Raw genomic sequence first — 24,066 nt, 5'->3', positions numbered from 1 at the left:
GGGCAAGCGTCGGCTGCGCGCCAACCTATATGGCAGGCGGCGACTTTGAGCCGATCATCAACGTGGGCGCGTTCGGAAAATTGCCCATAGCGAACTCCATAGTGACCGGTGGGAGGGCCTCGGTTGAGAATGGCATGCCGGCTGCCGACAACGCCTCTCTTAGCGTTTGGCCGTCCGGCCCTGCCGAGCCAGGTAACAACCGTATTCCGAAGACTACTGCGCCCGTGAACGAGAGGGCACCTGAAGCAACGCGCCAATGCGCTTGCTCAAAAATCCTAGAGAATTGCACGGCTAAATATATAGCCTCCGAGTCGCCAGTGGTGAACTTTAGATTAACGGAACCAGGGTGGGCAGCTAGTATCCGTTCTAATATCACCGCGTTAGCTGACGGTATAACACGCCACGCGAGTTGCTCTTTGAGGCGTTCCTGTTCAAGGCGTGCCTGTGCGGCATCGTTCTCTAGAGATGCGATTGTAACTTTGGCTGCCTGGGCCTCTTGTCGCTGGAGATGGATGACAATGCTAGTCGTTCCAGCGACCGCAAATGCCACAAGTGCCGCGAACAGCAGCGACAAGAGCATTACCCCATTCCACCAGTCTAAATCGTGGCCTAGCACCGCCAACCTTGACATTCTGGAAGATGCGGTTTTAGCAGCGTTCGCATTATCCTCCATTGGAATTGCGTCGTGCGTTGCCTGGTTCTTCGTTGCTAACCGAAAGCCCCACCGATGATTCGTTCATTACTAGGCGCTTTGCTTTCCCCAGAACGTCGCTTCGATTCCAAGCTCGTACGCGGACTGCACCAACACGCACAGGTTGTGGCAGAGAACCTTACAGAGGACCTCATTCGTGGCCGCGATAGCAGTCTTAGAACGAACGCGGCTCCCGAACTTGGCCTTAATCATGGCGAAGGTTGTTTCGACGTTGGACCTGCGATGGTAGTGCTTCAGAAAGTCCTCTCTGCGATACAGGTAGTAGCCGAGCATCTTGTCCCATGCGGCGGCTTTTCTGCGGCTTGCGTCAAGCGGACGAGTGAATGCGGTGTTGACCTTCGGCGCGATGAATGGTTCGGCACCGTGCGCGGTGATCGCCAGGACGTTCGACTCCGCAAGGTAGCCCTTATCGGCGGAGACGCGCTTCATTTGAAACCGCTTGGCCGACGTGTTGAGGAGCGCGGGAAGCATCGGGGAGTCGTTGACGTTCGATTCCGTCACCTCGACGCTCGTGACGACGTTCGTACGGGTTCCAACCATGATATGCGCCTTGAGCCAGCGGTTGTAGCTCGTCTCGCGACCGTACTTGTGATCGTACCATCGAGCATAGGTGTTCGTGGAGAAGCCCGAGGAATCGGCGGCGAAGTCCGTTTCGAGCGCGGCGAGCGGACTCGCGCTCTCCTCGATAAGAGCCTTGAGAATCGGCGTCAAGTCAGGGTTCTCCAGCGCATTGAGCACGGAGTTGTAGTGCGGTGCACGGTCGATGAAGCCGCGAGCGGCAAGCTCCCGAAGATCGACGGCGGTGCGACGGGCCGACATTCCGCAATAGACTTTCATCGCGGCGCAGAAGGTCGAGTCTGCGAGCGCAAGACGCGGGCGACCGCGCTTCTGAATTGGGTTGTCGATTACCGAGCAGAGATCGTGCAGAAGCTCGGCAACGCGCGCCTTCTCGTTTGTCTGCGCGGCATTGTATGCGCTCCACTCCTGGCGGTAGGTGATCGTCTCGGTCGTCACCGTTCCGTCCTTGGCCTTCGTCTCGCGGCGGATGGTGTACTCGACGGCATAGACGTGCTTGCAGGCCGACCGATGCAACTCGTAGTCGGGGCAAGTGCAGGTCGTCCCATCCCACACGGTCGGGTCCACGGTGTAGGAGCCGTCGCCCTTGGACGAGGGCACGAGCCATTTGCCGCCCTTGCCCTGCTCCAGGTGCGTCTTTGCGGCGATCTCCAAGCCCCGTTGCTCCCGTGCTTCCATCCCTGTACCCTCCTGTATATCTCTACTAGGAATATACCACAGAGGAAGGCTCTCGTCAACCCCAAGAGGATATACTTGACGGGTATTCCTTTAGGGTATATAGTGGGGCCATGCCGAAGGTCAAACTCACGGGCTACCGCTGCGAGCGGTGCGATCACGAATGGCTTCCCCGAGATAAGGACCAGGAGCCTCGGGTCTGCCCAAGGTGCAAGAGCCCATATTGGAATACGCCGCGCCAGGAGCGCAAGAAAAGCCGCTGATCTAGCGGGGGCGGCAGCATGAGGGAACGGTTGCCGTGGCCCCTGGTGCGAATTATATGGCTGGATAGCAGCAGCCCGCGCGGATGGCACGATCTCAAAGAATGGCGCGGCGTCGATTCGCTGGAGTGCGTTTCGGTCGGCTACCTAATAGCCGAGGACGAGCGATCAAAGACGGTTGCTCCTCATATCGCATACCCGGACGAAAAAGAAAACCGGCAGGGTAGTGGCATCATGGTCATCCCTGCCGGTGCTATTGTCTCGGTTGAGAAGTTGCCTACTTCCCCTTCTTGTGGGGTTGGGGGTCGTTCTTCTCCGAGTCGAGTACGCGCGCGGCGAGGCTCCGTATGATCGCCGGGGTCGCCGTTCTTGGGTCGTGGAGAGCCTTCGCGGCGGCGCTTGCGAGCTTGCCGGTTGGCTTTTCCTTCTCGGCCATTTGGGACTCCTTATTATTCAGGGGTGAGTCGCAAGATCGCGACTCGCTGAAAACATACGTTCGCTACCGGGTCCCCTGGGATTCCTTGTGGACCGCGTGTGAATTTCGGGGTGATTTTTGTGCAGCGGGTTGATTTTATGGGCAACCGCGCTTTTGTAGGCAAAGCCACATGAGTCACCAGCCCTCGTGATGGCCGGGGGAGCGTGGCATGCGGGCGAACCGTGCCCGTTGTGGCTAAAGGTCCAGCCGGATTCGTGCAACTCGCGTGGGACAGCACGCCGAAGGCGTTTCGCGTGAGTTCCGAGATCGTCGGGATTCTCGGATTTGCCGTCGTGCTGCTCAATCACGTTGTCCTAGGCGCTGCTCTCATTATAGCGATGCTGGTGGCCCTGATGATCGGTAGCGTCTATAGCGCGTACCTGAGCATTGAACAGAAGGAGCAGCGTCTGTCCATGCCGCTGCTTGTGCCGAATGCTCCTGTACCGAGAATAGAGCAACCCTGGCCTATCCCAATGACGATCTTGGTAGTAGTTACTTTTCTAGGGGTTATTGGAGCCACAGCATATGAGCATCTGCGGCCCCCGTTATTCGTTGCCGCGATTCCCTATGCTTACTGGTCAAAGGGCTCTGCCTCAACCGCAGCAGGATGGTTCGCATATGTACCCTCGCACGACGTTGTTAGTCCAGTAAATGCCTCCGTCTACATCCGCCTCTTCAACGGAGCGACGGAGCTTTGGCTTGCGAAGTACGAGGCTCAAGCCCTGATAGATGGGCAGTGGGTTCCGCTTGCAACAATGCCGGACCAAGACGACGGAGTTGACTATTATTTCTCGTCGAATCGGTTTGGAGTTGGTTGGCCTATGCCGAGGGCGATGGACCTAGGCATTGAAACTGAACGCCCAATACAACCAGGCGGGGTCGTATCGGGATGGGTGTTTTTCGCCTATCCCAAAGACGAGAGCTACGTACAAGAGCTTCGAATAGTGCTGATCGACCGCACGGGCTATCAGGCTGTAGCCATCGCTGACCCGACTCAGACGAATCTGACGGATGTGCATGGCGCAACCTTCCCGCAACACAGCCGCGCGCCCACAGCATTTGGCGGCAAACACATCGTTCGGTTTCCCGATATACACCAATAATGAAACGTAAGTCTCGCGACGGCGACACGCCGATGCAACGCTTCGAGGAGTTCGCGAGGCGCATCTTCTCCGTTTCCAAAGAGGACCTCAAGAAAGCCGAGGAAGAGGTCGAAGAGATTGTTGAGAAGATCGCTGAGCCCACGAAGCGGTCTACTCCTGATGAATAGGAGACTTGGCAGCGCGACCGGGGCGCAAGGCCCTTGCGCCACCGCTTCGCTAGATGGGAGTGCATCCACCCTCCAGCGGAGGCACGAGCAACCACGCGGCGCCAATCATCGCCAGCGCAACAAGAAGGAAGGTGAGAAGAATCACTGATCCGCGCATCTTGATAAGGCCGCCGAATACGGCGCTGATGATCACGACGGCAAGCGCGCCTTTCCAATAGAATATGGGCCCCAGAAGTGCAACCACTGGCGCTTCACCAGCCAATGATGGCCCGCACTCGCGTAGCCCCGCGACAAACGCTGCAACTATGCAGAGGATTAACCCGCCGATAGCACCTAGGATGGTGCGCCCGAAGGAGAACTGAATGGCTCCCGTCATCGGCGGCAGGCTCCTTGGCTTGGTAACGTATTCGAAGATCTCTTCGATCTCTTGCTCGGGTCAAGACGATACATCTGAGGCGCCTGAGGCCGTCCTACTTCCTTACTCTTCGCCGTCGAAGTAGTCCAAAGACTCCGAGCGCATGAGGCGTCGCTCCGGCGAGCGTACGGCCCACTTGTCGCTATCGGGATAATGCGTCGATTCGCCGATGGGATTGTCGGCAACGACGTAGACGACGAGCGTTTGCGTGGGGTCCGCAATGAGCTGATGCGGCTCGCCGGGCTCGAAGATGAACGCGTCGCCGGCAATGATCGGCGTCGATCCCTCGCTGTGACGCACGCTGCCCGATCCCGCGATGATGTGATAGAACTCCCACTGCGCGCTATGTGAATGATATGGATACGCCACTTTGCCGGGTGGGATCCGCAGAATCTCGACGTCGAACGGATGGCGCTCGCGCAGATCCGTCGAGAGCGGCTTTCGGCCGAGCGCCTCGGATATCTGGATGCCTTCGCCGGCAAAGCTCCCCTTCGGAGACGACCACGTCTGAGGCCCGATATCGTTGGTGTTGACCTTTCGCATGCGATTGGGTTCCTAGCCCGAGGAACGGCACGCCTGCCTGCCAAAGCGACATAAGCATGCAAAATCGCCGTATGGAGCGCTCCGCCGCCTACTCGGGCATCCTGGGCGCTATTCTCTTCGTGCTCTCCGGCGTGTTGCCGGGCCAGTTTCCGCCGGTTTCGGCCACGTCGGCAGAGATGGCGGCGTTTCTCTCGACCCACACATTCGGCATGGCCCTCGGCGCCTGGCTCGCCGTGCCCGCCGTTGCCTTCATCCTCTGGTTTGCGTACGGACTCTTCGACTATCTCCGCGATGCGTCGGATGGCGACCGCAGCCTCGGCCAGTGGGGTCGCGGCGGTGCGGTCATATGGGGCGCACTCACGCTCGCGAGTTCGGCGCTCCTGGCTGCCGCTGCAATCCGGAGCCCCGGCGCGACGGCCGTACTACCGACGCTCTACGTCTTCGACGTCGTGCTCTTCGTTTTTTCGATGGGCGCGTTCGCCGCGTTCGCTTTCGGCGTGGCGCACGAGTCCCGTCGTAAGGGCTTGATGCCGGGATGGCTGAATCTCTTTGGCTACTTGGTCTTCATCGTCGACTTCGTCTACACGCTCTCGGTCTTCGCGACGAGCGACACCTGGGGCGTCGCGGGATATGGAACGTACGTCACACCGATTCTCTCGGGGGTCTGGGTCCTCATCGCGTCGATCGTGCTTATGGTCTCGGTGCCGAGGAATACCGCTTAAGGCGCTGCTGCCCATAAGAGGCGCGCACAGCGATTCCGCCGGCGTGACGGGCTACGGCACATACGCCGCGCCGATCGTCTCGGCAATCTGGGTCTTCCTCGCGTTGATCCTGCTCCTGCTCTCCATTCCTAAGACCGCGCAAGCTCGCGTCTAGAAGACGACGATCGGCTTGACGATTTGCGCTTGCGCGAGCGCGCGGTGGGCCGCCGCCGCCTCCTCGAGCGCAAACGTCTGCGCGCCGACGCTTTTCGCGGATACGACGCCGCTCGCGACGAGCGCCAGCGCTTCGCGCGTGTCGTTCGGTCCGCTGGAATAACTCGCGACGAGCCGCAAGTCCTTGAAATAGAAACGCTCCGCATCGAATGCGGCACGAGCGGCTGGATCGAACGGGGTGAACATGACGACCGTGCCTCCGGGCCGCACGGTCGCAAGCGCGCTCCCAAGCGCCTCCGGCGTTCCGGGCCCGCAGACGACGACGTCCGCGCCCTCCTCGACCTCTCGCGGATGGAGCGCGAGCGCGCCGTTTTTCGCTGCGAGAGCGCGGCGCGTCTCGATGAAATCGCTCGCGAGCACGCGCGCGCCGAGCGCGCGCGCGGCCAGCACGTGCAGTTGCCCCATGATGCCGAGCCCCATCACGAGCAGCGTCTCTCCCGCACGCACTGCGCCCCTGCGCAGCGACTTCACGACGCAGGCGAGCGGTTCTACGAGCGAGGCATCTTCGAACGAGACGTCGTCGGGAAGACGCAGGGTGTCGCGCACGTTCTCGCGCGGAACGCGAAAGTATTCGGCCATGCCGCCGGGGTCGATGGCGCTCGCGCGCCACCGCTCGCACTGCACGAAGTCGCCACGCGAGCAAGCCGCACAGACAAAGCATGGTGCGTGATGGTGTGCGAAGACCCGGTCTCCGGCGGCGAACGCGCGGCCCGAATCGTCCGCCGGAGGCTCGCCCGGACCCACGGCCGCGACGACGCCCGCCGGCTCGTGACCGAAGACCAAAGGCGCTTTGCGTTTCACGTACCACCCCATGACGTCGCCGCTGCAGATCCCGCACGCGTGCGTCCGCACGAGCAGCTCCCCTTCGGCGATCTGCGGAACAGGTCGTTCTTCGATGCGAATATCGTCGACGGCATAGAGAACGGCGGCTCTCACGGCTCGATGCACGCTTTCATGCCTTCGCCCGAATCGAGGCGCGCAAACGCGCTCGCGATCTCGTGCAGCGGATACGTATGCGTGATCAGCGGCCCGACGTCGATGCGCCGCTCGACGAGCAGGTACCGCGCATCCCTGACGGCGCGCGGCGTAAAATGGAACGGGCTGCGCACGCGAACTTCGTCGTAATGCAGGCGCGCAGCCTCGAAGCTGACGCGCGATCCAGCCGCCAGCCCTCCGAAGAGCGAGACGGTGCCGCCCCGCCGCACGAGCGATGGCGCCTCCTCCCACGCGCTCTGCGTCCCCGTGCATTCGATTACCGCGTCGGCTCCGCGCCCGCCGGTTCGCTCGCGCACGACTCGTACGGGATCGGCCGCGCGGGCGTCGACCGGATCGAAGCCGTACGAGCGCGCGCGCTCGAGCCGCTCGGCGCGCCGCCCGATGACAATCGCATCCACGCCTCGCTCGCGCAAGACGAGCGCGTGCAGCAGTCCGAAGGCGCCGTCGCCGACGATCGCGACGCTTCCCTGGGGCCGCGCCGTCTCGAGCGAGTGCACGACGCACGACAGCGGTTCGAGAAACGCCGCTTCACGGTACGAAAGATCTGCCGGCTTGTGAAAGCAGTTCTGCGCGACCAGGGCCTGCGGAAGGGTGACGTAATCCGCATACGCACCGAGCACCATCGTCGACATCAGGCGCTCGCAGAGCTCCTCCTCTCCTTGCGCGCACCAGAAGCACGCGCGGCACGGTGCGGTGTGCACGCACATCACCGCATCGCCGGGCGCGAACGCCGTTACGCCTTCGCCGGCGGCCGCGACGTCGCCCGAGAACTCGTGGCCGAAGCGCGTCGGCGTCGGCATCTGCGGGTGACCGCGGCGATAGGTCTTCAGATCGGTTCCGTCGGTCAGCGCCGCGCGAACGCGCACGACGAGCTCGCCCGCCTGCGGCGTCGGCCGCGCCTCCTCGCGCAGCTCGAGGCGACCTGGCTCGAGCAGCACGGCCACCCGCGACGTCGCGCTCAACCGCGCACCGCATCTGCAGCCGCCATCGCGTAGCGCGCGATCGGATCGATCTCGACGTTCACGCGATCTCTCGCAGCGCGACTCCCGAGCGTCGTGCGCACGAGCGTCTCCGGGATCAGCGCGGCCTCGAACCATCCCTCGCCCACCGCAGCCACGGTCAGGCTCACGCCGTCGAGCGCAACGAAGCCCTTCTCGGCGAGGGCGCGCGCGAGCGCGTGCGGGCGTTCGACACGCATGCGCTTTCCCTGCCCTTCGCCGGTGACGCTGAGCACGCGCAGCGCCGCGTCGACGTGGCCGTAGACGAAGTGTCCGCCCATGCGGTCGCCGAGCCGCAACGCGTACTCCACATTCACGGCGTCACCTTCGCGCAAGTCCCCGAGCGTCGTACGCGCGAGCGTCTCGGGAACCACGTCGAACGAGATCGCGTCGCCCTCGATGCGCGTTGCGGTCAGGCACGCGCCGTCGATCGCGATCGAATCCTTTACGGACGGGTGTTCGTCTGCCACGCCCTCGCACGCGACGCGCAGGGTCGCGCCGGAACCGCCGCGTTCCAGCGCACGAACCGTCCCGCGGTACGCGACGAGCCCGCTAAACATCGAAACGTCCGCTGAGCATCGCGTCGCTCCCGACGCGCTCGAGCCGCTCGAACCGCAGGCGGCGGGGGCCGCCGTCGAGCTCAGTTCCGGCGAGAACCGGCACGGCCGCTTCGCCGCCCAGCACGATCGGCGCGATTGCCCAGTAGATCTTGTCGACCAATCCGTGCCCGATGAGGCGCGCCGCCAAGGTCGGGCCGCCCTCGCATAGCACGCTTGCGATTCCCCTCGTGCGCAGCGCTTGCAACGCACGCTCGAGATCGAGCTCGTCATCATCGGCGTCACCGACGTAGAGCACGTCGGCGACGCTCTCCAGCGCCGAGAACCGCGCGCGCCCCCCAGCCGGCGCCAGCACGATCGTGCGCGCATACCCCGGCACTGACGTGAAGATTCGCCGGTCCGCGGGGACGCCTTCGCTCTCGCAGAGCACGATGCGCACGAACGCGCGTAGCCGCTGCGCCGCCGGCCGCACCGTGAGCTGCGGATCGTCGATGCGCACTGTCCCCGCGCCGACCATGACGGCGTCGTACGCACAGCGCAGATCGCGAACGTAGAGCCGCGCCTCCTCCGACGTAATCCATTCCGCGACGCCCGGTCGCGATGCGACGTAACCGTCGAGCGACATCGCCATCTTCAGCGCGACGTAGCACCGCCCGCGCTCGACGCTGCCCGCAAAGATCGCGACGAGCTCCCGGGCTGCGTCGTCGCCGGCAACGTCGACATCCACGCCGCGCTCGCGCAACGCGTGCGCGCCGCCGCCGTACGACGTGGGATCCGTAGCACCGACGACCACGCGCGATACGCGCGATGCGAGAATCGCTTGCGTGCACGGCGGCGTCTTGCCGGCGTGTTTGCACGGCTCGAGCGAAACGTAGAGCGTCGCGCCGCTCGCGTTGCCGGCCTGCGAGAGAGCGTTGACTTCGGCGTGCGCCTCACCGGCACGATGATGGTACCCCTCGCCGAGCACCGTCGCGTCGCGCGCGACGAGGGCTCCCACGGGCGGATTCGGCGCGGTATTGCCGATACCGCGCGCTGCCAGCTCGTAGGTGCGATCGAGAAAGAGGCGATCGAGGTCCGAGATCACGACCGGCCGTGATTCGGCGCCAGCGCAACGACCACCGCTTCGCGCACCGTCGCACCTGCCGCATGCAGCGCGCTCGCGCAGTCGACGAGCGTCGCGCCGGTCGTGCACACGTCGTCCACGAGAACGACGCGCTCGCCGCCGAACCGTTCGCGGCAGGCGAAGCGACCGCGCGCGCCGAGCCGATCCGCCCGCGAACGGCCGCGTTGTGCGTCACGCGCCGCGTGGACGAGAGGCTCTCGCAGCGATATGCCGCCGAGCGACGCGGCAGATCGCGCAAGCTCTACGCCGCCGTCCATGCCGCGCGCTCTGCGGCGCGCGGCGGTCGTCGGGACCGGCACGAGGATCGAGCGCTCGGAGACCAACGCTGCGAGCCGCTCGCCGAGCGCTCGCGCGACGTCGCGGCGTCCGTCCTTCATGGCGAGGACTGCGCGGCGCAGAGAGCCCGCGTACGCGCCGAACGCGCGCACCGCGAGCTCCCCTCGGCGCTCGGAGCACGACTCGGCTTCGGCCGCGCACCGGTCGCAATATCCACTTCCTATTTCGCTGCAGCCACCGCACTGCGCCGGAAAGAGAACGTCTAATGTTCGCTGCCACATACTCTGCCCTTCACGCGTCGCAGCGGGGCGACGAGTCTCAGGGCTCGTCGTTGCCGACGATCGCGTTATCGAGGCGCGCGCCGGCAGCGACGCGGTAGCGGGAGCCGACGATCGAACCGGCAACGACCGCGCCGCGCTCGACGACTGCCTCCTGCCAGAGGATGCTGCGCTCGATGCGCGCGCCACTCTCGACGACGACACCGTCGCCGATGACGCTCGGCCCGACGATGACGGCATCCGGAGCGACCCTGGCTCCGCGTCCCGTCCAAACGTCGCCGCCTACGTGCGTCTCGGGCAGCGAGAACGTGCCGGCGAGAAGATCGCGCGTTACGCGCCGGTACTCGGCGGGCGTGCCGATGTCGCACCAGTAGGCGTCTTCTGCCGTGAACCCATAGAATGCGGCGCCATCCTGCTGCAGCCTCGGAAAGACCTGCTTGCCGAAATCGTACACGCTGTTTGCTGGAATGCGCTCGAAGATCAACGGCGAGAAGACGTAGATGCCGGTGTTCACGAAGTGGCTACGCTCCTCGCCGGGTTGCGGCTTCTCCTGAAATCCGACGACCTTCCCCTCGCCGTTGACGACGACCACGCCATACTCGCGCACGTCGTCGCGCTCCACCAAGCCGATGGTCGCGATCGCCTTGCGCTCGCGGTGAAAGCCGATCTGCGCATCGAGATCGAGATTCGTGATGTCGTCGCACCCGACGACAACGAACGGATCGCTCTCGACGAGAAACGGCTGCATCAGTTTTACGGCACCGGCGCTTCCGCTCAAGCTCGGCTCGTCGAGATACGTCAGGCGAACGCCGAAGCGTGAGCCGTCGCCGAGCGCGGCGCGGATCGCGTCGGCAAAGTAGAACACGTTCGTCGCGATCTCCGTGATCCCGAACCTCTTCAGGTACCGGATGACATGCGCGATATTCGGCTCGCCGAGCACCGGAACGAGTGGCTTAGGGACGGTCTTCGTCAACGGATATAACCGCGTCGAGAGGCCGCCCGCGAGAATCATCGCTTTCAGGAACCGCCCTCCTTCCTCGCGCCGAGCGCGTCACGTGCGACGAGCGCGACGAAGACCGGCAGTGCGAGTTGCCGCCGCCAGCGCTGCGGCTCCTTTAGCAGACGGTAGAGCCATTCGATCCCGAGCGTTCGCCACGCGGCAGGCGCGCGCCGAACCCTTCCAGCGATCACGTCGAACGATCCACCCACGCCGATGCCCACGCCGCAGCCCGTCGCACGGAGATGCTCGGCAAGCCAAAACTCCTGGCGTGGAAACCCGAGGCCGCAGAAGAGCAGCCGCGCCCCGCCGGCACGAACGTCTTCGACGACGCTTGGGCTCTCGCGCTCGTCGAAGTAGCCGTTCCGCGTTCCGGCAACGAGCAAGCCGGGATAGCGGGCGCGCAGCCGCTCGGCAGCGGCCTGCGCGACGCCTTGCGCTCCACCGAGAAAATAGACGCGAATGCCTTCGCGACCGGCGCCCGCGCAAAGCGCTTCGATCAGCTCGACGCCGGCGACGCGGCGGCGTAAACGCGCTCCGCGTCTGCGCGCGACCCAGAGCAATCCGACGGTGTCGCACAGCGAAAGGGCGCTCGCGTTGATCGCGGCGCGAAAACGCGCGTCGCGCTGCGCGTACACAACCATCTCGGTGCCGAGCGTCACCACCTGCGCGCCATCGCTCGAGTGCGCGAGCGCGAGGATGCGTTCGACGGCCTCGCGCGCGTCGACGTCGTCGAGTCTGCAGCCGAGGATTCGCACGCGCTTCCCTTAGGACATGGCGGCGGCGGCGTACGGCGCGAGCAGCGGCCGCAGCCGGTCGGCGAGCGCGGCCGGCATCGCATCGAGCGGCAGGCGGCACGCGCCGACATCGAAGCCGAGCTGCGCCATCGCCCACTTCACCGGAATTGGGCTCGACGTCGCAAACAGCGCGTCGATCAGATCCAAGAGCGATGCGTGAATGCGAGCGGCTTCCGCAGTCTCACCTGCGCGGAATGCATCGAACATCCGCCGATACTCGCGCGAGCAAAGATGCGAGGCGACGCCGACGACGCCGTCGCCTCCCAGGGCCAGCGTTGGAAGGAAGAGGTGATCGTCACCCGCCCACACGACGAATCCGTCGCCGCGATCGCGGAGAATCGTGGCGATCTGCTTGAGGTCGCCGCTCGACTCCTTCACCCCGGCGACGTTCTTCCTGCGCCGCGCAAGCTCGAGCAGCGTTTCGGGCAGCATGTTGGCGCCCGTGCGCCCGGGAATATTGTACACAAATACCGGCAGGCTCGTGGCGTCCGCAATGGCCGAAAAGTGCGCGATCATCCCGCTCTGCGGCGGCTTGTTGTAGTACGGAACGACCGCGAGGATCGCGTCGGCGCCGGCCGCCTCCGCCTCGCGCACCGCGCCAACCGAATCGCGCGTGTCGTTCGACCCGGCGTTCGCAACGACCAGCGCGCGCCCGGCGACGGCTTCCTTCACGCTGCGAACGAGCGCCTCGCGCTCTCGGGCGTCGAGCGTCTGTCCCTCGCCGGTGGATCCGGCCACGACGAGCCCGTCGTTTCCGCGATCGACGAGCCACGTCGCGAGCCGCTTGGCTTCGCCCGCGTTCACGCTGCCTCGAGCGTCGAACGGCGTTACCATCGCGGTGAGAATCGTCGCCGGTCGTTTCATGCTACGGGATCTCCGACGTCGAGCCCAAAGCGCCTGTGTACGGCCTCCTCCGCGCGCGCGCCGTCCTGCATCGGCACGAGCACGGAGATCGTCACGTTGCTGTCGGTGCAGTGAATGATCTCGACATTCTCCTCCGCGAGCGCCGAGGTCAGCTCGTAGATCACGCCGGGCGCCTCGCGCATGCCGTTCCCGACCACCGAGAGCTTGGCGCAGCCTTCGCGTACGCGAACCGCGAGGTTCAAGTCCCCGAGAAGGCGGCGCACGTCGTTCCCCCGATCGCCCTCGACGACGAATGCCACGCCGGCCTGATTGATCGTAACCTGATCGATCGAGACGCCGGCGCCGGCGATGCGGCGAAACATCTCGATCTCCGTCTCCATTCGCCGCGTCGCATTTTCGATGTCTCCGCGAATCACGCGCACCCATGTGAGACGCTCCGAGACGGCGACGCCGGTAACGGGCCGGTGGTGATCGACGCTTTCATCGACGAGCGTTCCTCGATCCGTGGCTAGACCGCGAATGCGATACCGCGTCCCGGTCCGGCGCGCGTACTCGGCGGCCTTGTAGTGCATGACCTTGGCACCGTGCTGCGCGAGCTCGGTGACCTCTTCGAGCGTTGCCCGCTCGACGCTTCGCGCGCCGCCGATGCGCTGCGGGTCGGCAGTCATCACGCCGCTGACGTCGGTGTAGATGTCGATGCGCTCGGCGCCAAGCGCGTGGCCGATGGCGATCGCCGAAAGGTCCGTACCGCCGCGCCCGAGCGTTACCACGGCACCGCTCTCGCTCGCGCCTTGAAACCCGGCGACCACCGGAACGGCACGCCGCTCGAGTACTTCGCGCAGCGCCGCCGGATCGACGCGCAGGATCGTCGCGTCCCCGAAGCGCTCGTCGGTGACGATGCCAGCTTGCGCGCCCGTCAGCGCGACCGCCGGCGTACCCGCCGCTTCCAGCTCCTGCGCAAAGACCGCAGCTGCAATCATCTCCCCCGTTGCGAGCAGAAGGTCCGAATTGCGCGTGCTCGCGCGCCCGTCGACGAGAGCGAGCAACGAATCCGTTGCATATGGCTCCGGCGCACGACCCATCGCGGAGACGACCGCAACGACGGCGTGGCCTTCGCCCAGCGCTTCACGCATCCGCAGGCGCGCCATCGCGCGCTGCTCCGCCGTCGCAAGGGAGGTTCCGCCGAACTTCAGGACCGCGACCGAACTCATCGCACGAGCCCCTTCTCCATCAGCAGCTCGAGAATCTGCACGGCATTCGTCGCGGCGCCTTTGCGCAGTTGGTCGCCGACGCAAAACAGGCTGAAGCGATGGCCCGACGCGTCGGTCGCGCGCAGCCGAGCGACGTGCACGTCGTCGGTCCCCTCGACGTCGAGTGGCGTCACGATGCCCGAGCGATGGAAGACGATCGACGGCGCGCGCTCGAACGCCGCGCCGAGGTCCGCAACGCTCGTGGAACGCTCGGTCTCGAAGAACACCGCCTCCGAATGAGCCGTGCGTACGGGTACGCGGACGCACACCGCGCTCAGCTCGAGCTGCGGGAGGCCGAGCATCTTGCGCGACTCGTCGCGCACCTTGCGCTCTTCCCCGCTCTCGCCGCCGGCGTCGAGCTCGCCAATCTTGGGAACGACGTTGCGCACGACGTCGCCCTCGCCGCGATCGAAGGCTTCCAACGCGCCTCGGCCCGCTCCGCTCACGGCCTGATAGCTGGCGACGTGCACGCGGCGTAAGCCGGCGAGATCGCGAACGGGAGCGAGCGCCGTGCAGAGAATGATCGCCGTGCAGTTCCCAACGGGAAAGAGACGATGTTCCGCGCGGACGGCATCCGCATTGACCTCCGGGATCAGCAACGGCACGCCGTCGCGCATGCGAAAGGTTGCGCTGTTGTCGATGACGACGATGCCGTGCTTCTCGAGAGCCGGCACGAACGTCTCGCTCGCATCCTCACCGCCGGCAAAGAAAATGACGTCGAAATCGCGTAGGCGCTCGGGGGTTGCCGGCTCGACGTCGAGAGCGACGCCGCGAAAATGCACCGCGCCGGGCCGCGACCGAGAAGCGAACGCCTCGATACGCTCGATCGGGAGATCGCGCTCTTCCAACACGCGCACGATCGTCTCGCCGACGGCGCCGGTGGCTCCGACGACGGCTACGCGGATGGCGGCTCCTTCGCACCTTCCAGCACGGCATCGATGCCGACAACCAGGCGATCGAGGCGCATCACCCCACGCACGGCCGCAAGCATGCCGGCAACGAATGCTTCGCGCGAGAGCGTGTCGTGACGGATCGTCAGCACTTCGCCGTCGCTTCCCAAGAGGACCTCATGGTGCGCGACGAGCCCGCGCAACCGCACGCTGTGAATCGGAATCTCCGCTTCGTATCCTGCCGCCGCGATACGCTCGGCCGTAAGCAGCGCCGTGCCGGACGGCTTGTCTTTCTTGCGGTCGTGATGCAACTCGACGATCTCGATCGTCGGAAAGTGGCGCGCAGCCTCGGCTGCAAATCGCATCATCAAGGCCGCGCCGAGGGAGAAGTTCGGAACGAGAATCGCCCCGACACCGTGCTCCTCGGCTTCGCGGGCGAGCGCCGCGCGATCGAAATCGCTCCACCCCGTAGCACCGATGACGGGCCGGACGCCGGCGCGTATCGCCGCACGCGAGATCTCCACCGTCGAAGGATAGGTCGTGAGATCGAGCAGCACGTCCGGTTTGGTCTCGGCGATCAGCGCCGCGAGATCGTCGTAAAGGATATCGCCCTCGATCCGCTCGCGGGCGAGTCCACCGGCATAGTCGATACCATCAGCTTCACGCAGGGCGGCGCGGGCCACCGTTCCCATTCGCCCGAGTGCCCCGGCAACCGCAACCCTAATCATGACCGCATGGGCCGAATCGAGACTCTCTTATATTTTTTCCAAGGGAGCGTATTTGAGCATCAACATCTTCTGCCCGACGTTTGGAAAGTCGATGGTCACGAGTCCGTCGCCGCCCGCGCCTACGACGCTCGCGATCTTGCCCTCGCCCCACTTGGGATGGCGCACGCGATCGCCGGCACCGAGCTGCATGTGCATGCCCGCCCCGGCCGATTCGTGAATCGAAACCTCGCGCCAGCGGCCGCCCGTCGGCCGCGGCAACGCAACACTCTCGCCTTCGAGGAACTGCAAGCCCGGGATTTCGTCGACGAAACGCGAGCGCGGATATGCGTAGCTATTCCCGAAGATCGCGCGCCGTTGTGCAAACGTCAGGTGCAGACGCTCCATGGCTCGCGTGATACCGACGTACGCGAGGCGCCGCTCTTCTTCGATCTCGTGCTCGTCGTTCTGCGTGCGCGAGTGCGGAAAGACGCCCTCCTCGAGCCCCGTGAGAAACACGCTCGGGAACTCCAGGCCTTTGGCGCTGTGCAGCGTCATGAGCGTGACGTAGGACGCACGCTCGTCCAGGGCGTCCACGTCGCTCACGAGTGCGATATTCGAGAGGAAACCCGCAAGCGTCGCCTCCGCTTCGGCGGCGTGATACTCCCGGGCAACGCCGACGAGTTCCTGAAGAGTCTCCAAGCGGGCGCGGGCCTCGTTCGTCTCTTCCGACTGCAGTTCGCGAACGTATCCCGAGCGCTCCATGACCGCAACGAGCAGATCGGGAACCGACATCTCGGCGATGCAGGACCGCAGCTCCCCAATCAGCTCGGCAAAGCGCTCCAGCTCTTTGAGCTTCTTCGGGACCGCCGTACGCAGAACCGCGTTGTCGAAGATCGCCTCGCCCACGGACATCGAGGCCGCGTTTGCCGCTTGGACGAGCGCGCCCAGCGTCTGCTGGCCGATGCCGCGACGCGGTACGTTGACGATGCGCTTGAATGCGATCGCATCGGCGGCGTTGAGCACGTAGCGCAGGTAGGCGATGACGTCTTTGACTTCGGAACGCGCGTAAAACCCGACGCCGCCGATGACGCGATACGGGATGCCGTCGGAAAGCATCGCCTCTTCGAAGACGCGAGACTGCGCGTTCGTGCGGTACAGCACGAGAAAATCTTGATACGCCGCGCCGTCACGAACCGCGCTTTTGATCTGCTCGACGACGTATCGTGCCTCGTCGCGCTCCGTTGCCGCCGGGTAGACGATGATCGGGTCGCCTTCGCCGCGCTCGGTGTAGAGGCGCTTCGGCGCTCGCGAGCGGTTGTTGGCGACCAAGGCGTTTGCCGCATCGAGAATGCGCTGCGTGCTGCGATAGTTTTGCTCGAGCTTGAAAACCGTTGCACCCGGGAAATCCTGCTCGAAGCGAAGGATCATCCGATGATCGCTACCGCGCCACGAATAGATCGACTGATCGTCGTCCCCGACGACGGTGACGTTACGATGGAGCTCGCCGAGAATCGAAATGAGCCGATACTGCGGCAAGTTGACGTCTTGATATTCATCGACGAGGATGTACTGGAACTTGCGCTGATAGCGTTCGCGTACGGCGCCGTCAACCTCGAGCACGTCGATGGCACGCAAGATGAGATCGTCGAAATCAAGGCTGTTGGATGCCGCGAGTCGACGCTGATACTCTTTGTAGACTTCGCCGAACCGCTCGCCGAGCGACGTCGTCTGTTTCTCGAGATACTTCTCCGGCGAGAGCATCGCGGTCTTTGCGTTGCCGATTTCGTGCAGGCACGCGCCGGGCGAAAGCTGGCGATCGTCGTAATCGAGATCGTCGACGATCTCCTTGAGAAGCTGGCGTTGGTCGGTGTCGTCGATGATCCCGAAACCGGGCGAGACGCCGACGCGCGAACCTTCGCGCCGCAGCAAGCGCACGCACATCGCATGAAACGTACCCGCCCAAATCCCACGCGCCTCACTGCCAACCATGCTCTCGAGACGCGATTTCAGCTCCCCGGCGGCTTTGTTCGTGAAGGTCAACGCAAGAATGCGATCCGGGGCGACGGTGAGCTCCCGAAGAAGATACGCGATGCGATACGTGATGACGCGCGTCTTCCCGCTGCCCGCACCGGCGAATACCAAACACGGGCCGTCCGTATGTCGAACGGCGGCGGCTTGTACGTCGTTGAGGGCTTCGGTCTCGAGGATCATTTGCACTCTCTTCGACAGAGTGCGAGGAGTTTCATCTAGGAGGCTGTCGGAGTACGGCTAGGAACTAGCGCGCGACCGCAATGTCCGATTTCCGCCGCGTAGCAAGCGCGTACGCGGCCGCGAGCGCCGCCAGCGTCGACTCCGCTCCCATGTTGCGGTTCGCGGAGCCCGCACCGAGGCCATCGTAGCAGCCTCCGCCGTGCTCCATGACGATTCCCTCGGAGTTTTCGCCTTCGAACCACGCCATTGCCAGCCTCGCGGCAGCGCGATGCGTCTTCTCGCCGGTGGCGTCGAGCGCCGCTAGCTCCGCATCGACCATTGCCGCCGCTTCGAGCGGTTGCTGATCGTATCGCGGTCGCTCCCCGCCGCGCCGATACCATCCCCGGTTGCCGATCGGCACGAAGACGCCGCCCTCCAAGGCGATCGACTCGTAGAACGCGAGCGCCAAGAGACCGCCTTCGGTGTACTGCCGCTCACCCAGCGCCGCGCCCGCACGCAGCAGCGCTTCGGGAAGCCGTGCCACGTCGTAGGTCATCTCGTCGCCAAACCACGTCCATGTCGCATCGCTCGCAGCGGCGAGCCGTTCGAGCGAACGCCCGGCAAGCGTGCGCAGTGCCGCGGCGTAGGCCGCATGCGCTTCGGCTTCGTGCGCGTGCGCGAGGCCGAGCACGGCGTATGCCTCGGCAAGAGGGTGGCCAAGCCAGTCCACGCATGCGAGCCCGCGACGAAAGGCGCGCTGCGCGACTCGGCGCCAGCGCGCGTCGGGTGCGTAGCGCAACGCGTACCCGAGGCCCCACAGTGCTCGCCCGTTGCTGTCTTGCGTACCGAGCTCGTCGAGCCAGCGCCGGTCGTAGCTCATGAAGTTGTGAAAGCGTCCATCCTCGCACTGCGCGTCGACGAGGAACGAGAGATACGTGGAGCCGAGCGCACCCGCGCGATCGTCGCCGGGATCGATGCGCATGCGCGCCACCGCGACGATGAGCGCGCGCGCGACATCGTCCGTGCAATAGCCCGTCGAACGATTCGGAACGTTCTCGTTCGCATGTTGAATGACGCCGACGTCATCGCTTAAAGTGGCGAGATAGTCGAGCGGGGGTACCCGCTGCGCCACTACGCGGTTCCTACGAGCTCGATCGGCCGTGCCGGAAGCAGCTCGGTGAAGAGCCGCCCGTACTCCGCCGCAACGTGCGGCCACGTCATCTGCCGGCCGAAGCGATAGGCACGCCGTTCGGTCGCGCGCCGTAGCGATGGATCATCGAGAAGCTCGACGACCCGCGCCGCAATCGCGCTCGCGTCTTTGAACGGCACGACGAAGCCTCGTCCGTAGGCTAAAACCTCTTGCGCGTACAGATACGGCGTCGAGACGATCGCCTTGCCGCAGCCGACGGCGTAGGCCAACGTGCCGCTCACGATCTGCGTCGGATTCAAGTAGGGCGTCAAATAGATGTCGGTCGCGCCAAGGTAGCTGATGATCTCATCGTAGTCGAGATATTTGTCGACGAGCTGCACGTTGTACTGCAATCCGTAGCCGTGGACCATCGCTTGGAGCGACTCGCGGTACGACTCGCCCTCTTGCCGGCGCACGACGGGGTGCGTTTCGCCGAGAATCAGATACAGCGTCTCCGGGTGGCGCGCGACGACCGCTCGCATGGCTTCGATCGCGTACTCGAGGCCTTTGCCGCGATTGATGAGCCCGAACGTCGAGATCACCGAGCGTTCGCCGATGCCGAATGAGGCTTTCGCGGGCTGCGTTCCTTGGAACGGCACGTCTGGAACGCCGTGATGGATCACGAGCAGCTTCGCAGGATCGACGCGGTAGATGCGCTCCAGAAGCTCGCGGCCCGTCTCAGAGAGCGCCACGACCTTCGAGGCATATCGGCAGAGCCGGCGCGTGACGTCGAGCATCTTCTCGTCCGGTTCCGGCAGCACCGTGTGCAGGGTCAGCACCGACGGCTTGGTGAGTGCGCAGAGCAGATCGACGAGCCACTCGCCGCGCTCGCCGCCGAAGAGCCCGTACTCGTGCTGGACGTTGACCAGCTCCGCGCGGTGCGCGTTGATGAAGTCTGCGGCGCGGACGTGGCTGCAGCGATCCGCCTGGCTGATGCGCGCGACGACCTCGCGGCCGTAGCGGCGCACTTCGCCGCCGGGCTCGTCGATAGCGATAACCTGACTTCGCGTCCCGAACTGCCGGTCGAATGCCTCGACCATGTCGCGCGTGAACGTGGCGATTCCGCACTCCCGCGGAGGGTAGGAGCCGAGAAAGAGCACGCCGGGTACGCCGGCGGTTCGGAGCGTCTGCAGCGATCCGGGCATGCTTCGATTCTACCCCGGAAGCCCTAGCCATAACTAGCGGGAAAGCCTCCGCTAGGTAGCTACCGGTCGCTCAGTCTGCTACCTGGAGCTATCTTTGCCCCATCCGGGACGAGGTACCCGTGGCCGATGACGGTACCCGCGCCGATGGCAGCCCCTGCCCCGACCCGGACGCCTGAGGCCAGGATTGCCTCGTCGACGATGGCGTGGGGGCCGACGCGGACATCGTCCCAGAGGACCGAGTCCCTCACGACTGCGCCGGCACCAACCCAACAGCTGCGACCGAGCACGACGTTCGGACCCACCGTAGCACTCGGGTCGATCGACGTTCCGGCGTCGAGGTGCACGGGCTCGACGATAGAGCGCTTGTCCCTGACATCTGCGGCCCCACTGCCCGTAATCCCCGGCTCGACGAGCAGCGGCATCGCGCCGGTGAGCACGTCACGGTGCGCTGCGAGATAGTTCTCAGGCCGGCCGATATCGATCCAGTAATCGTTCGTGACGTGCGCGTAGAGACGTTTGCCCCCGACGATGAGCTGCGGAAAGGTCTCGCGCTCGATCGACACCGGGCGGCCGGGCGGAATCGCATTCAGGACCTCGCGCTCGAGCAGATACGTTCCCGCGTTGATATCGTTGCAGGGCGCCGTTCCCGGTGGCGGCTTCTCGATGAACGCCGAGATGCGGCCGTCGTCGTCGTGCACGACGCAGCCGAACGCCGACGGATCCGCCACTTGAATCAGATGCAGCGTTCCCGTACCGCCTTTGCTCCGGTGAAACTGCAACATCGCGCGCAGGTCTAGGCTCGTGAGAACATCGCCGTTGAAGACGAAGAACGGACCCGTGATGTACTCCTCGACGTTCTTCAGCGCGCCCGCGGTTCCAAGAGGCGTCTCTTCAATTGCATACCTGATCTGCATCCCGAAGTTCGCGCCGTCGCCGAAGTACTCAGTGATTGCGAGCGGCATGTATCCCGCCGCCAGAATGACGTCGTCGATGCCCGCTTCGTGCAGCCGCTCCATCGTGCGCGCGAGGAACGGCACACCGGCGATGGGGACCATCGGCTTCGGGGTCCCATACGTCAGCGGACGAAGGCGCGTACCCTCGCCGCCGACCAGAATTACCGCCTGCACTTCAACCACCGACCGTGGAAAATCGCACGAATTCCTTCGTTTTCCTGCCCGCCGGTCCATTGCGAGGGTCCGCGCGGGTCGTGTAGTATATCCCGCGGGCGCTTGTGCGCCCATAGTCCCGGGTCGTTCAATGGCAGGACTGCAGACTCTGAATCTGCGTATGGTGGTTCAAATCCATCCCCGGGAGCCACGGCCCCATCGTCTAGAGGCCTAGGATGCCTGGTTCTCAACCAGGTGACGCGAGTTCGAATCTCGCTGGGGCTACGTTCTGAAAAGCCGCGCATTGCCGGCGCGGCTTTTCCTTCGAGGACCTTGTACAGCGGACGCCTGCAAGGTAATGGCAACGCACGGCCCGATGCTTGCGATTAACCGCTTTCCTTCGATCCGTTGCAGCGCCCCTTAAGGAGGCGATGTCTTTACGTGCTCGTCGTGAGTGGGTCGACGTGAAGACGTGGCTGCCTGCACGTATCGTAACCTCGCCACTCGCGCCTCCGCTGGTCCATGAACGTCACGCGAATATCTTCCGCGCAGGCTCCCGTGATCGAGAACGTGCGGCTGCTGCCCGGCGCGATGACCTCCGAGGGTCCAAGCCAATCATCGCCCCAGTCTTCATCGGTCGTCGGCGAGATTTGCACGTACTCGATCGCGCCCGACGCTGCGTTGGAAATGGTGAGATCGTGGGGCGGTGTCGAGGACGCAGCCAATACGACGCTGAGGCTCGGCTGCTGACAGGTATCGTAGTTGGGCCATTCGCGCTGCCGATGCGAAGCGAACGTTACGCGAATGTCCTCCGCGCAGCCGCGGGTCATCGCGAAGGTGCGGCTCTGACCGGCCGCGATCTCCTCGCTGCCGCCAAGCCAGTTCTCACCCCAGTTGTCGTTCGCCGGCGGCGAGATCTCGACGTCGCGAATCGCGACGGAGCTTGCGTTGGAAATCACGAGATCGTGCGGGGGCCCGGATGCCGGCGCCGACGCGACGCTGAGAGTCGTATTCCGGCACGTGTCGTAGGCGCGCCACTCGCGCACCTCGTGATCGGCAAACGTGATGCGAATGTCTTCGCTGCAGCCAAGCGTGACGGAAAACGTGCGGCTGCGGCCGGCGCCGATGAGCTCGTTGGTGGCGAGCCAGTTGTCACCCCAATCGTCGTCCGTCGGAGGAGAGATTTTGATCGACGCAATCGCGGCGGAGCCCGCCGCGTTATCCACGACCAGATCGTGCGGTTGCGCCGATGCGGCCAGCGGCAGGATGGTAGCCAATATGGCTGCGCTTAGCAGCACGCGAAGCCAGCGTAGCATAGGCTGCTTGCGTTCTGCGAAACGCCATCGCCTACCCGCCGCGACCGGTCCACGGGTTCGGAAAGGCTTACGCTACGGCGAGTCCGGGACGGAGCGCTCGGCGCGAGCCGGTTTCCATGAGCCGATCGCTGCCTCCGGATCGGCGGCGAGTTCTTCCTTCAGGCGCTCGACCCAGGCTTCCGTGTAGAGATAGTCGCGATGCGCGCGGTCGTAGAGCGCGAAGCGCGTGTCCGTGCACGCGGGATCCGGCGTATTACTGGGCGGGCGAACTCCGTAATGCCTCCAGGCGAGCGTATGCAGGTAGAGAGAAAAGCTTGGGAAGATCGTCTGCACGCGCGCCACGACTTCGCTTGCTTTCAGTCGGTTGACGTTGATCGCTTCGATCTGGCGATCGCGGATGATGACGCGTGCGTTCTCGACCGCCTCGGCTTCTTCCGCCGAGAGCTTTGACAAGTCGACGAACTCGACGGGAAGATCGCGTGCCGCAGGCGATGCTTTCGGCATCAGGTAGATGCGAAAATCGTACGCCTCGCTGACGCGAACCGATGGATCGAGTCGGGCTTCGTAGGAATCGATGAATCGCGTGAGCGAGCTCGGCATCCCTTCGTATGCTTGCTCCAGAAGAAGCGCAGACTCCGTCGTGAGCGACGAGAGAAAGACGGGGAAGCGCAGTGCATCGGCAAGCGATGCACGCGCTCCGAACTCCGCCACGAGCGTCCTTTCGAAGTTCAGGAGCAGTGCGTTGATCTTCCCTGATACGAGCGTCTCGACGAATCGTAGCCGCTTGCGGCTAAAGCGATGCGCTATGCGTTCGTGGAGCTCGATGAAGAACTCGAGGTTCGCCCGCACCGGGCTCGCCGCGCTCGGAAAGTATCGGCGTAGGCGCGATGCGAGCTCCGCGCCGTCCAGCTGCTCGATCCGGCCGCCCTTTGCAGCAATCGCTCGCAATGCGTGACGCCATGCAGCGAGCATGTGCGCCAGAAATCCATCGAGATTCCGCTCGTGACGGTCGTTGAACAGATCGCACGCGAGCAACGCTTCTTCTCGCGCGGCCCGTAAATCGTGCACCGTCTCATCCCGCGGTCAGAGAAGAACGACGTAGAGCGTGTAATCGGAACGGCCGCTGTTGTCCGTGAAGTGCGTAAACGTGCGAACGCCGAGTCCCGTCATGCCGTACTCGATGACGACCCGCGTCACGCTGAAGCTCGACGTGAACGTCGCGGTGCCCCATGCGCCGAACCGCGCGTGCGCCGTGCCGCCGTACACGTGAAGAGGACGAAGACCCCAGTCGCACGGCGTTGGGGAGCACGAGCCCCACACGCGAATGCCGTATCCGCCGCCTGCCATGCGAGCGACGGCGACGCGTACGACTCCGCTGCCCGAGCCGTTCCATATGCGTACCATTCCCGGGACCGCCTGCTGCGCGCTCGTAGCGACTGGAAGGGCCGCGAGTCCCAGGGCGAGGATGAGCGAGGCAAATCGAAGCATACGCCTGCCTGTTACGCGCGCGCACCCCGCTTCCTGCG

25 protein-coding genes and 2 tRNA genes are annotated in these 24,066 nt (G+C 64.6%); 5 read left to right on the top strand and 22 right to left on the bottom strand.

The window, feature by feature from the left end; translation table 11 throughout:
* Window positions 1-25: 25 nt before the first annotated feature.
* Both VMV82_01245 and VMV82_01240 read right to left on the bottom strand, forming a co-directional pair.
* A complete protein-coding gene (locus VMV82_01245) occupies window positions 26-673 on the bottom strand; it encodes a hypothetical protein (GenBank protein HUY40181.1) in 648 nt (215 codons plus the stop codon).
* A 69-nt stretch (window positions 674-742) separates the two neighbouring features.
* Window positions 743-1,966, bottom strand: coding sequence for a transposase (locus VMV82_01240; protein ID HUY40180.1), 1,224 nt, complete (start codon window positions 1,964-1,966; stop codon window positions 743-745).
* A gap of 986 nt (window positions 1,967-2,952) precedes the next feature.
* Here VMV82_01240 and VMV82_01235 point away from each other — a divergent pair.
* A complete protein-coding gene (locus tag VMV82_01235; protein ID HUY40179.1) occupies window positions 2,953-3,801 on the top strand; it encodes a hypothetical protein in 849 nt (282 codons plus the stop codon).
* Window positions 3,801-3,968: a hypothetical protein gene (locus VMV82_01230; GenBank protein ID HUY40178.1), complete on the top strand. Its 168-nt coding sequence runs from the start codon at window positions 3,801-3,803 to the stop codon at window positions 3,966-3,968. The genes VMV82_01235 and VMV82_01230 overlap by 1 nt, the downstream gene beginning before the upstream one ends.
* A 49-nt stretch (window positions 3,969-4,017) precedes the next feature.
* Here the strand turns inward: VMV82_01230 and VMV82_01225 are convergent, their stop codons facing one another.
* Together VMV82_01225 and VMV82_01220 are read right to left on the bottom strand one after the other, a co-directional pair.
* Window positions 4,018-4,344 carry a hypothetical protein gene (locus VMV82_01225; protein HUY40177.1) on the bottom strand — a complete coding sequence of 109 codons (327 nt, stop codon included), beginning with the start codon at window positions 4,342-4,344 and terminating at the stop codon, window positions 4,018-4,020.
* 102 nt (window positions 4,345-4,446) lie between these two features.
* Window positions 4,447-4,926, bottom strand: coding sequence for a cupin domain-containing protein (locus VMV82_01220; protein HUY40176.1), 480 nt, complete (start codon window positions 4,924-4,926; stop codon window positions 4,447-4,449).
* Window positions 4,927-4,982: 56 nt separating this feature from the next.
* On the opposite strand from VMV82_01220, the gene VMV82_01215 reads away from it, so the two are divergent.
* A complete protein-coding gene (locus tag VMV82_01215; protein HUY40175.1) occupies window positions 4,983-5,648 on the top strand; it encodes a hypothetical protein in 666 nt (221 codons plus the stop codon).
* 150 nt (window positions 5,649-5,798) lie between these two features.
* Here the strand turns inward: VMV82_01215 and VMV82_01210 are convergent, their stop codons facing one another.
* From VMV82_01210 to VMV82_01140, 15 genes are all read right to left on the bottom strand, one after another.
* Window positions 5,799-6,809 (bottom strand): alcohol dehydrogenase catalytic domain-containing protein, encoded by a 1,011-nt coding sequence (locus tag VMV82_01210; protein ID HUY40174.1) that lies wholly within the window; start codon window positions 6,807-6,809, stop codon window positions 5,799-5,801.
* Window positions 6,794-7,819, bottom strand: coding sequence for an alcohol dehydrogenase catalytic domain-containing protein (locus tag VMV82_01205; protein ID HUY40173.1), 1,026 nt, complete (start codon window positions 7,817-7,819; stop codon window positions 6,794-6,796). Before VMV82_01205 ends, VMV82_01210 begins: the two co-directional genes overlap by 16 nt.
* Window positions 7,816-8,415, bottom strand: coding sequence for a riboflavin synthase (locus tag VMV82_01200; GenBank protein ID HUY40172.1), 600 nt, complete (start codon window positions 8,413-8,415; stop codon window positions 7,816-7,818). The genes VMV82_01205 and VMV82_01200 overlap by 4 nt, the downstream gene beginning before the upstream one ends.
* The gene (gene ribD / locus VMV82_01195; GenBank protein ID HUY40171.1) at window positions 8,408-9,496 is read right to left on the bottom strand and encodes a bifunctional diaminohydroxyphosphoribosylaminopyrimidine deaminase/5-amino-6-(5-phosphoribosylamino)uracil reductase RibD; all 1,089 of its coding nucleotides are present in this window, start codon (window positions 9,494-9,496) and stop codon (window positions 8,408-8,410) included. The genes VMV82_01200 and ribD overlap by 8 nt, the downstream gene beginning before the upstream one ends.
* Window positions 9,493-10,092 carry a phosphoribosyltransferase family protein gene (locus VMV82_01190; protein ID HUY40170.1) on the bottom strand — a complete coding sequence of 200 codons (600 nt, stop codon included), beginning with the start codon at window positions 10,090-10,092 and terminating at the stop codon, window positions 9,493-9,495. The genes ribD and VMV82_01190 overlap by 4 nt, the downstream gene beginning before the upstream one ends.
* 37 nt (window positions 10,093-10,129) lie before the next feature.
* A complete protein-coding gene (locus VMV82_01185) occupies window positions 10,130-11,101 on the bottom strand; it encodes an NDP-sugar synthase (GenBank protein ID HUY40169.1) in 972 nt (323 codons plus the stop codon).
* Between the two features lie 5 nt (window positions 11,102-11,106).
* Window positions 11,107-11,844 carry a WecB/TagA/CpsF family glycosyltransferase gene (locus VMV82_01180; GenBank protein ID HUY40168.1) on the bottom strand — a complete coding sequence of 246 codons (738 nt, stop codon included), beginning with the start codon at window positions 11,842-11,844 and terminating at the stop codon, window positions 11,107-11,109.
* A gap of 9 nt (window positions 11,845-11,853) precedes the next feature.
* Window positions 11,854-12,747 carry a 4-hydroxy-tetrahydrodipicolinate synthase gene (dapA, locus tag VMV82_01175; GenBank protein HUY40167.1) on the bottom strand — a complete coding sequence of 298 codons (894 nt, stop codon included), beginning with the start codon at window positions 12,745-12,747 and terminating at the stop codon, window positions 11,854-11,856.
* The gene (locus VMV82_01170; GenBank protein HUY40166.1) at window positions 12,744-13,958 is read right to left on the bottom strand and encodes an aspartate kinase; all 1,215 of its coding nucleotides are present in this window, start codon (window positions 13,956-13,958) and stop codon (window positions 12,744-12,746) included. The genes dapA and VMV82_01170 overlap by 4 nt, the downstream gene beginning before the upstream one ends.
* Window positions 13,955-14,854 (bottom strand): Asd/ArgC dimerization domain-containing protein, encoded by a 900-nt coding sequence (locus tag VMV82_01165; protein ID HUY40165.1) that lies wholly within the window; start codon window positions 14,852-14,854, stop codon window positions 13,955-13,957. The genes VMV82_01170 and VMV82_01165 overlap by 4 nt, the downstream gene beginning before the upstream one ends.
* A 38-nt stretch (window positions 14,855-14,892) precedes the next feature.
* Window positions 14,893-15,615: a 4-hydroxy-tetrahydrodipicolinate reductase gene (dapB, locus tag VMV82_01160; GenBank protein HUY40164.1), complete on the bottom strand. Its 723-nt coding sequence runs from the start codon at window positions 15,613-15,615 to the stop codon at window positions 14,893-14,895.
* A gap of 27 nt (window positions 15,616-15,642) precedes the next feature.
* The gene (locus VMV82_01155; GenBank protein HUY40163.1) at window positions 15,643-17,805 is read right to left on the bottom strand and encodes a DUF3553 domain-containing protein; all 2,163 of its coding nucleotides are present in this window, start codon (window positions 17,803-17,805) and stop codon (window positions 15,643-15,645) included.
* A gap of 64 nt (window positions 17,806-17,869) precedes the next feature.
* Window positions 17,870-18,916, bottom strand: a complete 1,047-nt coding sequence (locus VMV82_01150) for a hypothetical protein (GenBank protein ID HUY40162.1) — start codon at window positions 18,914-18,916, stop codon at window positions 17,870-17,872.
* Window positions 18,916-20,118, bottom strand: a complete 1,203-nt coding sequence (locus VMV82_01145) for a glycosyltransferase family 4 protein (protein HUY40161.1) — start codon at window positions 20,116-20,118, stop codon at window positions 18,916-18,918. The genes VMV82_01150 and VMV82_01145 overlap by 1 nt, the downstream gene beginning before the upstream one ends.
* Window positions 20,119-20,177: 59 nt before the next feature.
* A complete protein-coding gene (locus VMV82_01140; GenBank protein HUY40160.1) occupies window positions 20,178-21,254 on the bottom strand; it encodes an NDP-sugar synthase in 1,077 nt (358 codons plus the stop codon).
* Window positions 21,255-21,361: 107 nt separating this feature from the next.
* On the opposite strand from VMV82_01140, the gene VMV82_01135 reads away from it, so the two are divergent.
* Window positions 21,362-21,435 (top strand) — tRNA-Gln (locus tag VMV82_01135).
* Between the two features lies 1 nt (window position 21,436).
* Window positions 21,437-21,509, top strand: a tRNA-Glu gene (locus VMV82_01130).
* 152 nt (window positions 21,510-21,661) lie between these two features.
* On the opposite strand, the gene VMV82_01125 is transcribed toward VMV82_01130, so the two are convergent.
* From VMV82_01125 to VMV82_01115, 3 genes are all read right to left on the bottom strand, one after another.
* Window positions 21,662-22,501 carry a hypothetical protein gene (locus VMV82_01125; protein ID HUY40159.1) on the bottom strand — a complete coding sequence of 280 codons (840 nt, stop codon included), beginning with the start codon at window positions 22,499-22,501 and terminating at the stop codon, window positions 21,662-21,664.
* A 111-nt stretch (window positions 22,502-22,612) separates the two neighbouring features.
* On the bottom strand, window positions 22,613-23,608 hold the full coding sequence (locus tag VMV82_01120; GenBank protein ID HUY40158.1) for a DUF3644 domain-containing protein: 996 nt from the start codon (window positions 23,606-23,608) through the stop codon (window positions 22,613-22,615).
* Window positions 23,609-23,623: 15 nt separating this feature from the next.
* Window positions 23,624-24,028, bottom strand: a complete 405-nt coding sequence (locus VMV82_01115; GenBank protein HUY40157.1) for a hypothetical protein — start codon at window positions 24,026-24,028, stop codon at window positions 23,624-23,626.
* Window positions 24,029-24,066 lie beyond the last annotated feature (38 nt).

The organism is Candidatus Dormiibacterota bacterium (genome assembly GCA_035532035.1).
Taxonomy (GTDB): domain Bacteria; phylum Vulcanimicrobiota; class Vulcanimicrobiia; order Vulcanimicrobiales; family Vulcanimicrobiaceae; genus Tyrphobacter.
The sequence above is the reverse complement of the archived record's forward strand: the minus strand, read 5'-3'. Positions and strand labels throughout refer to the sequence as shown.